The following is a 12,150-nucleotide window of genomic DNA, read 5'->3' as shown; positions in this document are numbered from 1 at the left end:
TTTAATAGTGTTTATCCATTAAATTAGTTGAGATCATCAAAAAGAAATACATTTGGATTATGTCTAAGCGTTATAGAGAATATTTTCATGCCATACTTGTTGGAACTATTATTCTCATTTCTGTCATTGGAATGGTTCGATTCAAAAGGCTTGAAGAACTTTCGGGATTACCAATTCATGATTATTATTTTTATGTATTTCAACTTATCTTTTTGCTTACTATTGGATACATTATAATACGTTGGTTTTTCAATTTGTGGAAACAATATCAAACACTTAAAAATGATAAGAACAAGGCTGAATTGATGCTATTGAAAAGTAAGGTGGATCCTCATTTTTTCTTTAACACGTTGAATAATCTATATGGTCTCGCGATAGAGAAATCGGAGAAGGCTCCTGATGTAATCTTAAAACTTTCGGAAATAATGCGTTATACTATTTACCAAGGAGCGGAAGATGTGGTGTCTATACAACAAGAAGTAACGTATTTAGAACAATATATTGAGATTCACTTGTTAAGATATAAAAAAGATGTAGCTATTTCTTTTAAAAAGGATATAGATGATTATCATCTAAAGATAGCTCCATTGTTGCTTATCATGCTGCTAGAAAACGCTATTAAGCATGGTGTGGAAAGTATGATTACAAATGCATATGTTAAAATAAATTTGAGTGTAAAAAGTAGTACGTTGTCTTTTGAAATAGAAAATAATTTTAAGTCAAATACTAAAAATGAGAATAAAGAGGGTATAGGTTTGAAAAACTTAAAGAAAAGACTTCAGTTGTTATATCATAAAAAACATCAATTAACACTTAGTGGGGATCATGATGTTTTTAAAGCAAATCTAGAGATAAAGTTATGATTAGGTATGTGATTTTGGATGATGAGCCTATCGCACATCGGATTATTGAAGGTTTTGCAGATAAACTCCCAATGTTGCATAAGGTTGGAAATGCATATAACGCATTCGAAGCACTTTCTCTTTTAAAAGAAAGTAAAACAGATCTATTGTTTTTGGATATTAATATGCCAGAGTTAAGCGGCTTCGAGTTTTTAAAAACGCTTTCTCTCCCTCCAAAAATAATTGTTACCTCTGCTTATAAAGAATTTGCACTAGAAGGATACGAGTTGGACGTAATGGATTATTTATTAAAACCTTTTGCATTTGAACGATTTCTAAAAGCTGTTAATAAAGTGATTCTTTTAGAAAAAAATGAAATACCGTTAGAAGGCTCGGAAAGGAATCAGTATATATTTATAAAATCAGGTAAGAAACAAATTAAAATATCTTTAGATGATATTCTTTTTATCGAAGCTGCTGGAAACTACTGTAAAGTATTTCTGGAAAATCAAATGATTCTTACCTTATATAAAATTTCTACCCTCGAAAAAGAGTTACCCTACAATTTTTTGAGAATACATCATTCATTTATCATATCAAAAGAAAAGATCCAAATTATAGAGGGCAATCAAATTAAAATAGGTGATCATAGCATTCCTATTGGACAAACCTATAGAAGTACTGTGAATAAAATGTTGTCGAGATAAGAGGAAAGCTTTCTAGAGCTTAAAAAAAATATAAAAGAGGCTGCATAGTACAGCCTCTAGTAAGTTTGGAAATTATGTTAATTCAAGGTGGCAATAGGCGCAGTATGTCCTCCTTTACTTACGGATCCATCAGTAGCAGTACTATTACCTCTTAATAGTAATATTCCAGCTACGTGTGGTGAGGCCATAGAAGTACCTGAAATTCTATTAAACTGTCCGTTTAACCAAGTTGACCAAACATCTGTTCCTGGAGCCCAACGATCAACACTTCTTCCGAAGTTTGAACCAGAGGCAGGAGCATCTGTGTTAGTCATATTACCTACAACCCAAGTATTAGGGGTTTGTAATAATTTTGGAGAATAAAATTGAGTGTCGTCATTGCTATTACCTGCCGATGTAGCTCCATAAGTGGTACGCTCTAAGTTTCTAAATGCATCATCTATTGCTTGCGAGGTAAATCGACTATTGAAACCTACACTAAAATTCCAGGTTTCACCGGTATTTGCGTTATCCGCAACATAATCTACTCCTTGAATTAGACCGTCAACAGTACCATTTCCATCGGCATCTAGAACTCTAACGGCAACTACGGTTGCGCCGTATGCCACACCAATAACTCCAGAGCCGTTGTTTCTGGCAGCAACTGTTCCTGCTACATGTGTTCCATGTCCGTCTTCATCTACCCAAGATCCACCAACAAAACTTATGCTTTGATTCGTGTCTATAGTTAAATCGCTATGAGGGGCAATACCGCTATCTATTATCCAACAAGTTTTGCCGACACCATTTCCTCTACCTACTCGATTTATACCCCATGGTAAAAACTCTCCATTACTCAGCTGTGAGTCATTGATTACAGCTTTGTTTTGTACTGTAGGAGGAAGACTGCTTACCGGTTTACCAGATTTAAAATTTGCTTTTAGTATATAATTCGGTTCTACATAAGCCACTGCAGGATCTTCTCTAAGTGATGTTGCCTGTTCTGCAGATAGATTTCTAGCAGTAAAACCTTGTATTGCTTTGGAGTAAGTGTTTTTGATATTCTTAATCGAAATTCCCTGTCGGGATAGGATTTTGTTGGATTTATTTTCTATTTCTGCACTTTTACCGGAAATGGATTGATCCTGATGGTATACTATGATATATTCACCAGGTATGGCCTGATTAGCTCCTATATCATTTACGATATCTATTTCAGATGCTGTATCGTTAAAGGTTTCTTCATTCTTTTCACAACTATAAAATAGAAATGAAAAAACGGTAATTGTGCTTAAAATTCTAAATCTAATCTTCATGATTTTGAGTTTTGTGTTAAGGTTTAATTTAAGAGTATGATGAGCGATTAGTTTGTGTACTCATCTCTATTATAAACGTTCGAAAAATGAAAATCCCTAAAAAGGAATTGATGTATTGTATAAGCGGAATATTCCGCTGTATAAAACGTTGAAAACACTAAATAAACAACAGAAATAAATTGAACGATTTTAACAAAAGAAGAGTTAATTCTTAGTGTTTTTTGTGAATTAATACGATTGTTGTAATGAAAATAAGGATTGTGTTGATAAAATTTTAATGGGTAGGAATAGGCTAAATTTTAGAAAAATGTCATGCTTCTTTACTGTTGTATTTACTTTGTATATATCTATAATTTGTTTCCTGCTCTCTATTTGGTTTGTTACCACAAAATATCTTGAATCCTTATTATCCGAGTGTCATAAAACTATTTTTTTGTTCGTATTCGGATTCTTGAACGAGTTCAAATTATACAAACAAAAAAGCTCACCATTTGGTGAGCTTTTCATTCTTAAGTGACCTCGGCAGGATTCAAACCTGCAACCTCTTGAGCCGTAATCAAGTGCACTATTCAGTTATGCTACGAGGCCTTTTTTGCGGGTGCAAATATATGTGAAAATTATAAATTAAAAAACTATTTTAAAATTTCTTTTTTAAAATTTTCAGTGATTTTATAAGCTTCTTGTAAATCATGATCCTGCACCAAAAGCTCACTCGAATTTTGAAAAGTTCCAAAACCTGCTAATCTTGCAGATTCATCATGATTTTTAGTTATGGTAGCAATGCCTGCCTCATTTAGTAAAAAAGCTAACCTGTTTGTAAGAATAGATGTTCCGGTATATAATTTTACGTATGTTCCCATAATTCGATATTTTTAAATGTTTTTTTAGGTGGGATGCATTATGCATCCCACTCTTAAATTCTACTCTTTAGATGTTTTTTGAGACATCATTTTTTTTGCTAAGTCCGCGCCAATTAGTGATTGTAATAGGTTGGCATTCTTATCTGATTTTCCTCCGTCCTGAATGTAAATTTCAGGTAGTTTTAGATCCTTTAATTGCTTGGCAACGTTTACAGAGGTTTTAAATTCCCATTCAGCTCGCTCCTGTGGTGTAAGACCAGCATTTACCAGCTTTGCATTCTCGTAAGACTGTGCGTCTGCCATTGTTTTCTGAGTTTTTGCTTTAAACTGTGCTACTTCATAGTTTTTTCTCTCTTCGATAAGATTGAATTCTGCCACCTTAGCTTTTGTTTCAGCTTCAATGGTTTTCTGAATTTGCTCTTTTTCTAAGCGAGCCCTTTCTGCAGCTTTTTCAGCTTCTCCACGTGCAATCTCTTTTTGCGCTCTATAAAATTCGCGTTCTGCCTGCTGTTTTTCTAATTGTGTCTGTGCTACTTCTTCTTTCTGTAACTGAAGACGTTTGTCAAACTCAGGCTCCCAGTCGATTTCAGTTACAACTGCTTGTACCACCGTTAAACCATATCCTCTTAATGAGTTGCCTTTCTCGCGAACAGGCTCTCCATTATGATATTTTATACGAAATCTCTTTTGTTTCGATTCTTTATTAGGAATAGTTCTTACTGTAGTACTATCACCAATAGTTTCTCTGGTTTCAGTGGCAATAAACTCTTCCAAAACATACATTCCGTTTTCTAGCTGATCTTTGAAATACCGATCAAAATCAGATGCTTGTCCAGATATATAATCTTGTGCATCCATAAGTTTACAAGTATTCTTAATAGACTGATCTATGTTAGGGATAATTCTGGATCTGATTAAGTTTTTCTCCGTTTTGTTACGATCTGCCACAGATAAAAATTGATCTTCGTCTGCGGTGTTGATACTAATCACCACCGAAGTAGCGATTCTCGCTTTTACCGCATCGCTAAATGCCCAATATTTTGCTTTGTCTACGTTGGCGTATTTGCTTTGCTCACCCAACTCGTTTTTCTTGTTAGGGATGACGTATTTAATAGGTAATTCAAACTGAATAGGGATCAATCTTCCCCACATCTTAGTGTTGATTCCCTGATTAACTACTGCTTTTTGACTTCCCCAAGGATATTGCACTGCATACGCAGTTCCTGGTTCTGCATAGAAAAACATCCCAGAGATAACACTCATACATAATCCAATAAGGATCATAGCAATGTTTCTTTGTCTAGTGAATTTGTGTAATAATTTTGATTCTTTGAAAAATGGTTTGATGATGAAAATAGTAACTCCAATAATAACCATTATGATTCCTAAATATGTAAGCATAGTAATGACTTTTTAAACTGTTAGTTATTTATAATTAATCAAAAAGAAAGACTATAGTTTACATGATTTCTAGGTTTTTAAATTGAAAATAATTGTTATCGTATTGTTGTACATTTTTAAAATATAGTATTAGAAGTTTATAAAAAAATATTTTGGAAGAAATCTATGAAAGTGAATATTTTTTGTAATCTAAAAAAAGGTTTATGTTTTAATATGTAATTGTATTCTTTTTAATATTGTTTTAAAGTATAACTTAAAGTAGGTATTTTGATAAATAATTGTAAGAATTGAAGGCTCTTTTTTGAGATGGTTTTATAATCCAAGAGGCTTTTGATAATTTTTGAGGCTCTTTTTTCGATTTTCATTATTTTGCAACTATGAACATAAAAGAACTGATAAGAGATATTCCTGACTTTCCTAAACCAGGAATTATATTTAAAGATATTACTCCTTTACTAGCTAATTCTGAAGCTTTGGTATATGTAGCAGATCAACTTGCTGAATTGATTCCTACTAATGCTAAAGTAGATAAAGTAATTGGTATCGAAGCTAGAGGTTTTATTTTAGGCGGAATGATTGCGCAACGATTAGGTGCTGGATTTGTGCCGGTTCGTAAAAAAGGGAAATTACCGTCAGATACTTATAGTAAGAGTTATGGGTTAGAATATGGAGAAGATGTTTTAGAAATCCATCAGGATGCTATCAAAAAAGGAGAACGTATATTAATTCATGATGATGTGTTGGCAACTGGTGGAACGGCAAAAGCTGTTTGTGAATTGGTAGAACAACTAGGAGGCGAAATCGTACAGTGTAATTTTATTATGGAATTAAGCTTTCTAAATGGAAAAGATAAACTTGATTATCCTATAGCTTCGGTATTACAATATTAGCAGAAGGGACAAATAACAAGAGTCTTTACCGCGGTAAAGACTCTTGTTATTTTTGTGTTGTTCATTAAAAAATTATTTTTTGGTAATCGCAATGATGGCGCCATCTTTTGCTTTATCTCCATATAGGCTAACGGCAATATTAGATTTTAGGAAATCTACTTCTTCCAACTTATCGGCTTTGGCTAATTCATCCAACGTTTTGAAGTCTGCTTCTTCTCCATCTATAATGATTAATTTCTCGATATCTGGATCATCTACAAAACTGTACTTCTTAGATTTTCCAAAATTCGCAGGGAACTGCTGATTGTTAAAAAATATATTCCCATCTTCATCTTCGTTAAAATCAAAAGAATTCATGATTTGATCTTTTAATTTTCCAATGTTAAAATGTTTCCCATTGAAGAATATTGAATCCCCTTCCTGGTCAAAATCAAAATTGAATCTTAAATTTTGGTTTTTTAAAATACTGTCCAAATCAATAGTTTGATGATTAAAACCAATTTGATTTCTCCAGGAGTTAATATCAAACATTCCTGAATTTGTTATGTACAAATTACCATTTTTATATCCAAGTTCTACATCAGATATGGGTTCTGATGAGGAAGAGGAATATTTACTTTTCGCATTTCCCTTTTTTAAAACGATGCTTAAACTAGTAATTTCATCTTGCTCATTAAACTGTATCTTTTCGATAATTAACTCAATACCACTTTCAGAAAAAAAGTCCTTTAGGTCTTCTAGCTCCTTTTCAGTGGTGTCTTTATTAATTGTTGCAATAATCTCATTAGGTTGCAAAGTATATTGAGCGGAGTCTGTAGGTAGTTTGGATGTAAATGCTGTTAAGGAAAGTATACCTAGTATACCCATTCCTAAAAAGATCCATTTTTTCATACTAAATATTATTTTTCGGGTTTCGATTTTTAATTGAAATGAATTCGATTATAAATACGAAAACGGAATAAAGATGTTGCAAAAAAGATCTTTTATTGTCTTGTAAATTTCTGAAAGTAAGATTTATAAAGCTCTTTTTGTGACATATAATCTCCACCCAAAAATAAGTAGCTGAAGTTTAGAGGCTTTACTTAGATCTAAACTTTTTTTTGTAAAGCTAGGGAGTAATATTTTGTTAACTCTAGCTAAAAAAATAAAGAATGGTTTTGTCATATCAATAAATCATAAGGTATGAAGAAAATCTTTCAGATATAAAAGTAAGCAATTTTGAAGGATTAGATAATTTAAAAAAACTCACTTGATTTTAAGTGAGTTTTAATATCTACTGTATGATGGACGTATTACTTAGTTAGGATTTCAACTACACCATTTTCAGCTTCAACACCGAATTTTTTTAGTGCTTTTTCGCCTTTATAAACGTTTACAGACTTAATTTTGTTTTTGTTTATACTACCAAGCATACTCTGATCTGCTTTTTTTCCGTTAATGAATATTAACGGTTTTTTACCATCTTCAGTGGAGCCAAATCGAATATCCTCATTATCTATATGAATGTCTAAACCAGTTTCTTTTTTATAGTTCTTTTTGGCATATTTCTTAGTGGTAATCTGAATAACTCCATCTTCTGCTTTTTTTCCGTATTTCTCAATGCCTTTTTTACCTTTAAGTACTTCTACTGTTGCGATATCATCTGATTTTAGTTTTTTGACATCTTTTTGACTAGCTTTTTTACCATCTATATAATAAAGAGGTTTCTTTTTAGAATTGCCATCAAACTTAAAGGTGGTTTCATGACTGTCAGAATGGAAATGAATACCGTCTTCATCATCATTACTTTTGATTATGAAACTATTTTCACCTTTCTTTTTGGATAGTTTGTGTTTAGATTCTTCATTAATAATGAAATAGCTTTGTCCTTCATCATCTGATTGTATTTCTATACTTTGAATATCAACATGTTTGCTTTTTCCATCTTTGCTGATCCAAATATTCTTGTTTCCAGACTGACCGATATTAATCTTTTCTTCCTTACTGTCATAGGATAATACCAAAGGATTGATGGGTTTGTCATCGGAAACAGAAAAATTAGCATTGCTTTTACTAGAGGTTACTTCTATGCTGATGCTTGTGATTTCGTTACCACTATTTCTTTCGATATCGCTAAAACTTACTTTTACGTCGTACTCGTTTTTTAAAATACGCTTTACTCGCTCTAGTTCTTCTTTTGTAGATGTTTTGTTAATAACAAACTCGATAGTGTTTTTCTTTTTGATTTTGGAAACCTGCGATTCGACGATCTTGTTTTTCTGTGAATTAATTTTTGGTTTTTCAGTTTTCTGAACAGCACCTATTTTTTGTTTAGTAGGAAGATTTTTAGTAGGATACCTGTTGTCTGATGAAATTGTAACCTCTTCCTTTTTTGGGGATTCTAGTTCATTTTCTTTTTTAGTGATATCGGATATCGAAGAGATTTTGTCGTTAGAAGTAATTACTTCTTCAGGAATATCGGCCTGATCGATATATCGTATTTCAGTTTTGGTATTAAAACTCCATAAAAATAAACTTAGTAATGGAAGGATGATAGTGGCTTTCCATAGATTCCTGTGATTTGACTCTTTTTTGTTTAACATAACGATTCGTTTTTTGATTAATGATTGATAAAAATTATTTGTGATTGATGAATAATTATTTGCTGATACTTTGACTAATGTTAATTGATAATCCTTTATAGAAGAAAGGTCTCTAGTAGCTTCCTGATCGGCTATAAACTCCAAATTTTGTTGTAAACTTTTTTTGTATAACCATGAAAGAGGGTTCATCCATTGGAATATTACAAATAAATTGATAAGTAAGATATCAACGCTATGGTATTGCGCAGCATGGATTTTTTCATGTTTCAGGATCATTTCTAATTCTTTAGAATCATGTAGTAAGGGATTGAAAATAATGTATTTGAAAAATGAAAAGGGTGCAATATCTTCTTTGGTTTTTACAAAAGAAAACCCCTCATCTTGACAATTATGGCTTTTATTTAAAATTTTGCGCAATGAAAAAAGTTGAATTGCAAAACGAACTAATAGTATTGATGTAGTTACCAGATAGATACCTAAAAGAACGGACCACCAATCGATAATTGAAGATGTTGCTACAACTTGTGTAGGAGTATCAGTACCATATTCAATAAAATGAAAATTGGGTTGCTCTATAAATTTTATTTGGGTAAACTCTAAGAAGGGTAATAAGATTGCTCCAAGTACTCCCGCTATCAAAAAATGTCTATTTGCAGAAAAGAAAGTGTCTTTTCTCAGTAGAAAGAAATAGACAGCGTAGAACAATGAAAGTATGATACTCGATTTAAGTAAATATAATAGAAACGCCTCCATAGCTTTATTTTTTTTGTTCAATTACATTTAAAATCTCTCTTAGTTCTTCAGCAGTAATTTTTTCTTCTTTGGCAAAAAAGGAAACCATGTTTTTGTAAGAGTTGTTGAAGTACTGGGTCATTGCTTTACCTACAAAATTGTTTCTATAGGCTTCTTTAGTTATGACTGGATAGTATTGATGTGTTTTTCCAAAAGCTTTATGATCGATATATCCTTTTTCTTCAAGATTTCGAATGATCGTAGAAACTGTGTTATAATGCACTGTGTTGTTTAATTCAGCTTGTACTTCTTTTGCAAATGCTTTTTCTAGCTTCCATAAAGCTTGCATAATTTCTTCCTCTTTATTGGTGAGTTTTTCCATAGTCTCATTTATTTGAGTTCAAATATATAACTACAAATCTAGTTTCACAACTATTTTTATAGTTATTTAACTATTTTTATAGTTTTTAATTGATTTCAGGGTGTTTGATTTGCTAAAAAAAGGCTGTAACATTTACTAGATATGATATACTTATTCTATATTCGCAATCAAATTAATAGCATATGATTCAGAGTATACTTTTTGTGGTAATTGGTTTTGTTTTACTCGTGGTAGGAGGAGAGTATTTAGTGCGTTCTTCAGTAGCATTATCGTTTCGATTAAAGTTGTCGAAGATGGTTATCGGGCTTACTGTGGTATCGTTTGCTACTTCTGCACCTGAGTTATTGGTGAGTTTGCAAGCTGCATTGGGTGGATCGGCTGACCTTTCATTAAGTAATGTAATTGGATCTAATATTGCTAATATCGGTTTGGTTTTAGGGATAACTGCATTAATTGGTCCTTTGGCAATTGATAAAGACTTTTATAAGTTTAATTGGCCAGTTATGGTGTTATTGTCTTTAGTATTGTATGTTTTTCTTGACAATGATGGTGTGCTTACTAGAATAGAAGGTGGTGTTTTATTAGGTTCTTTGTTGGTATATATGTTTTTGTTGATTAAAAGAGCAAGAAAGCAGGCCGATAGCTCGGTTGAAGATGTGGACGATTCTTTAGAAAGTGTATCTAATTTTAAAATGATACTTTGGTTGTTAATTGGTGGTGTTGCTTTGTATTTTGGTTCTGAATTATTAGTAGAAGGAGCAAAAGATATTGCTACTAGAATGGGGGTGAGTGAGGCGGTAATAGGTCTTACTATGGTAGCTGTAGGAACTAGTGTACCTGAGTTGGCAGCATCTGTGATTGCTGCGTTAAAACAGGAAAAAGCAATCTCGTTAGGAAATCTTATTGGATCCAATATTTTTAATATTGCTTCGGTATTAGGAGTGACTTCTTTAATCCAACCTATTTCTGTTACGGATACTCGGTTGATGAATATTGATATTTTTTGGATGTTAGGTTTTGCTATGATATTATTACCGTTAGCTTTTATTCCAAAAAAAATGGTCCTCGGTAGGCCTAAAGGATTCTTAATTTTTGCAGGCTACTGTATTTTTATAGCCTTGGTTTTTATAGGTTAGTTTCAAAAATAAACATCGTATTAGTAAAGTTTGCTTTTAATAAGTTTCCTATAGTTTTGTTTAGTTGTTATTGCAAGTTAATCATGGGCGTACAGTCTTATTTTGCTTGTGTATAATGTTTCTTTTGTATTGACTTTTTAAAAGGTAAAGAAGTTAATAAGTAAGAAACCTAGCTTTCTTTGTTTTGGATCGCATTTAATGTTATTATAAATAAAAAAACAGCCTTCAATTACGAAGGCTGTTTTTGCGTTTAACAACTTTAGTTAGTTACTATCTTTATGTTATGCTGTAACTGGTATTTCAGCAGTTTTTACAGTCTTAACAATTCTTGCAGCAATTTTGTATGGGTCTCCATTAGAAGCTGGACGACGATCTTCTAACCAACCTTTCCATCCTCTTTCTACAGTTATGATAGGAATTCTAATAGATGCTCCTCTGTCGGATACTCCATAAGAGAATTCGTGTATCGACTGTGTTTCGTGTTGTCCTGTAAGTCTTTGGTCATTAAACTCTCCGTAAACTGCAATATGTTCTGCAGTTACAGGTCTGAATGCTTCACAAATTGCTTCGTAAACTTCTTTAGAACCACAAGTTCTTAAAATCTCGTTAGAGAAGTTTGCGTGCATACCAGAACCGTTCCAGTCACCTTTGATTGGTTTTGGGTGGTACTCAATGTAGTATCCATATTTTTCAGTTAATCTGTCTAGTAAGTATCTAGCTATCCAGATTTCATCTCCTGCTTTCTTAGCTCCTTTAGAGAATAATTGAAATTCCCACTGTCCACTAGCAACCTCTTGGTTGATACCTTCGAAGTTAAGACCTGCATCGATACATAAGTCAGCATGCTCTTCTACGAAATCTCTTCCGTGAGTATTTTTTCCTCCTACAGAACAATAGTACATTCCCTGAGGACCTGGATATCCACCTACAGGAAACCCTAGAGGTAACTGAGTAGTTTTATCCATAATAAAGTATTCTTGTTCGAAACCAAACCAGAAATCATTATCATCATCATCAATAGTCGCTCTTGCATTTGATTCGTGAGGTGTTCCATCAGCATTTAAAACCTCAGTCATTACTAAATATCCATTTCTTCTTGTTGGATCAGGATAAATAGCAACAGGCTTTAATAAACAATCAGAAGATCCTCCTTCTGCTTGCTTGGTAGAACTACCATCAAATGACCACATTGGGCAATCTTCTAGTTTCCCACTAAAATCTTCTTCAATTTTTGTTTTACTTCTTAGATTAGCAGTTGGTTTATAACCATCTAACCAAATGTATTCTAATTTAGCTTTACTCATAATTAACACTTTATAAATT

At 32.6% G+C, this 12,150-nt stretch carries 11 protein-coding genes and 1 tRNA gene; 4 read left to right on the top strand and 8 right to left on the bottom strand.

The window, feature by feature from the left end:
- Window positions 1-59: 59 nt before the first annotated feature.
- Window positions 60-863 (top strand): histidine kinase, encoded by an 804-nt coding sequence (locus tag Q1B37_RS17710; protein ID WP_299900797.1) that lies wholly within the window; start codon window positions 60-62, stop codon window positions 861-863.
- On the top strand, window positions 860-1,549 hold the full coding sequence (locus Q1B37_RS17705) for a LytTR family DNA-binding domain-containing protein (protein WP_299900795.1): 690 nt from the start codon (window positions 860-862) through the stop codon (window positions 1,547-1,549). The genes Q1B37_RS17710 and Q1B37_RS17705 overlap by 4 nt, the downstream gene beginning before the upstream one ends.
- A 77-nt stretch (window positions 1,550-1,626) precedes the next feature.
- Here the strand turns inward: Q1B37_RS17705 and Q1B37_RS17700 are convergent, their stop codons facing one another.
- The 4 genes from Q1B37_RS17700 to Q1B37_RS17685 all read right to left on the bottom strand — a co-directional run bounded on the left by Q1B37_RS17700 (window position 1,627) and on the right by Q1B37_RS17685 (window position 5,105).
- Window positions 1,627-2,844 (bottom strand): S8 family serine peptidase, encoded by a 1,218-nt coding sequence (locus tag Q1B37_RS17700; protein ID WP_299900793.1) that lies wholly within the window; start codon window positions 2,842-2,844, stop codon window positions 1,627-1,629.
- Between the two features lie 514 nt (window positions 2,845-3,358).
- Window positions 3,359-3,432: transfer RNA gene (locus Q1B37_RS17695), tRNA-Arg, on the bottom strand.
- Between the two features lie 44 nt (window positions 3,433-3,476).
- Window positions 3,477-3,704 carry a DUF2007 domain-containing protein gene (locus tag Q1B37_RS17690; protein ID WP_299900790.1) on the bottom strand — a complete coding sequence of 76 codons (228 nt, stop codon included), beginning with the start codon at window positions 3,702-3,704 and terminating at the stop codon, window positions 3,477-3,479.
- A gap of 60 nt (window positions 3,705-3,764) precedes the next feature.
- Complete coding sequence (locus Q1B37_RS17685; RefSeq protein WP_299900787.1) at window positions 3,765-5,105, bottom strand: SPFH domain-containing protein; 1,341 nt, start codon at window positions 5,103-5,105, stop codon at window positions 3,765-3,767.
- Between the two features lie 377 nt (window positions 5,106-5,482).
- Here Q1B37_RS17685 and Q1B37_RS17680 point away from each other — a divergent pair, with 377 nt between their 5' ends.
- On the top strand, window positions 5,483-5,995 hold the full coding sequence (locus Q1B37_RS17680; protein WP_299900784.1) for an adenine phosphoribosyltransferase: 513 nt from the start codon (window positions 5,483-5,485) through the stop codon (window positions 5,993-5,995).
- Between the two features lie 72 nt (window positions 5,996-6,067).
- Here Q1B37_RS17680 and Q1B37_RS17675 read toward each other — a convergent pair whose 3' ends face one another.
- The 3 genes from Q1B37_RS17675 to Q1B37_RS17660 form a co-directional block, all read right to left on the bottom strand.
- A complete protein-coding gene (locus Q1B37_RS17675) occupies window positions 6,068-6,886 on the bottom strand; it encodes a hypothetical protein (RefSeq protein WP_299900781.1) in 819 nt (272 codons plus the stop codon).
- A gap of 401 nt (window positions 6,887-7,287) precedes the next feature.
- Window positions 7,288-9,330, bottom strand: coding sequence for a M56 family metallopeptidase (locus Q1B37_RS17665; RefSeq protein ID WP_299900776.1), 2,043 nt, complete (start codon window positions 9,328-9,330; stop codon window positions 7,288-7,290).
- 4 nt (window positions 9,331-9,334) lie between these two features.
- Window positions 9,335-9,691 carry a BlaI/MecI/CopY family transcriptional regulator gene (locus Q1B37_RS17660; protein WP_299900773.1) on the bottom strand — a complete coding sequence of 119 codons (357 nt, stop codon included), beginning with the start codon at window positions 9,689-9,691 and terminating at the stop codon, window positions 9,335-9,337.
- Between the two features lie 182 nt (window positions 9,692-9,873).
- On the opposite strand from Q1B37_RS17660, the gene Q1B37_RS17655 reads away from it, so the two are divergent.
- Window positions 9,874-10,827, top strand: a complete 954-nt coding sequence (locus tag Q1B37_RS17655; RefSeq protein WP_299608171.1) for a calcium/sodium antiporter — start codon at window positions 9,874-9,876, stop codon at window positions 10,825-10,827.
- A 281-nt stretch (window positions 10,828-11,108) separates the two neighbouring features.
- Here the strand turns inward: Q1B37_RS17655 and Q1B37_RS17650 are convergent, their stop codons facing one another.
- Window positions 11,109-12,131 (bottom strand): glutamine synthetase beta-grasp domain-containing protein, encoded by a 1,023-nt coding sequence (locus Q1B37_RS17650; RefSeq protein ID WP_299608168.1) that lies wholly within the window; start codon window positions 12,129-12,131, stop codon window positions 11,109-11,111.
- Window positions 12,132-12,150: the final 19 nt, after the last annotated feature.

Source organism: uncultured Aquimarina sp., assembly GCF_947492965.1.
GTDB lineage: Bacteria > Bacteroidota > Bacteroidia > Flavobacteriales > Flavobacteriaceae > Aquimarina.
The sequence above is the reverse complement of the archived record's forward strand: the minus strand, read 5'-3'. Positions and strand labels throughout refer to the sequence as shown.

What these genes read in the sequence shown, in the direction of transcription:
- Q1B37_RS17710 (WP_299900797.1), top strand. Translation starts at nt 60, where the DNA reads ATGTCTAAGCGTTATAGAGAATATTTTCATGCCATACTTGTTGGAACT.
- Q1B37_RS17705 (WP_299900795.1), top strand. Translation starts at nt 860, where the DNA reads ATGATTAGGTATGTGATTTTGGATGATGAGCCTATCGCACATCGGATT.
- Q1B37_RS17700 (WP_299900793.1), bottom strand. Translation starts at nt 2,844, where the DNA reads ATGAAGATTAGATTTAGAATTTTAAGCACAATTACCGTTTTTTCATTT.
- Q1B37_RS17690 (WP_299900790.1), bottom strand. Translation starts at nt 3,704, where the DNA reads ATGGGAACATACGTAAAATTATATACCGGAACATCTATTCTTACAAAC.
- Q1B37_RS17685 (WP_299900787.1), bottom strand. Translation starts at nt 5,105, where the DNA reads ATGCTTACATATTTAGGAATCATAATGGTTATTATTGGAGTTACTATT.
- Q1B37_RS17680 (WP_299900784.1), top strand. Translation starts at nt 5,483, where the DNA reads ATGAACATAAAAGAACTGATAAGAGATATTCCTGACTTTCCTAAACCA.
- Q1B37_RS17675 (WP_299900781.1), bottom strand. Translation starts at nt 6,886, where the DNA reads ATGAAAAAATGGATCTTTTTAGGAATGGGTATACTAGGTATACTTTCC.
- Q1B37_RS17665 (WP_299900776.1), bottom strand. Translation starts at nt 9,330, where the DNA reads ATGGAGGCGTTTCTATTATATTTACTTAAATCGAGTATCATACTTTCA.
- Q1B37_RS17660 (WP_299900773.1), bottom strand. Translation starts at nt 9,691, where the DNA reads ATGGAAAAACTCACCAATAAAGAGGAAGAAATTATGCAAGCTTTATGG.
- Q1B37_RS17655 (WP_299608171.1), top strand. Translation starts at nt 9,874, where the DNA reads ATGATTCAGAGTATACTTTTTGTGGTAATTGGTTTTGTTTTACTCGTG.
- Q1B37_RS17650 (WP_299608168.1), bottom strand. Translation starts at nt 12,131, where the DNA reads ATGAGTAAAGCTAAATTAGAATACATTTGGTTAGATGGTTATAAACCA.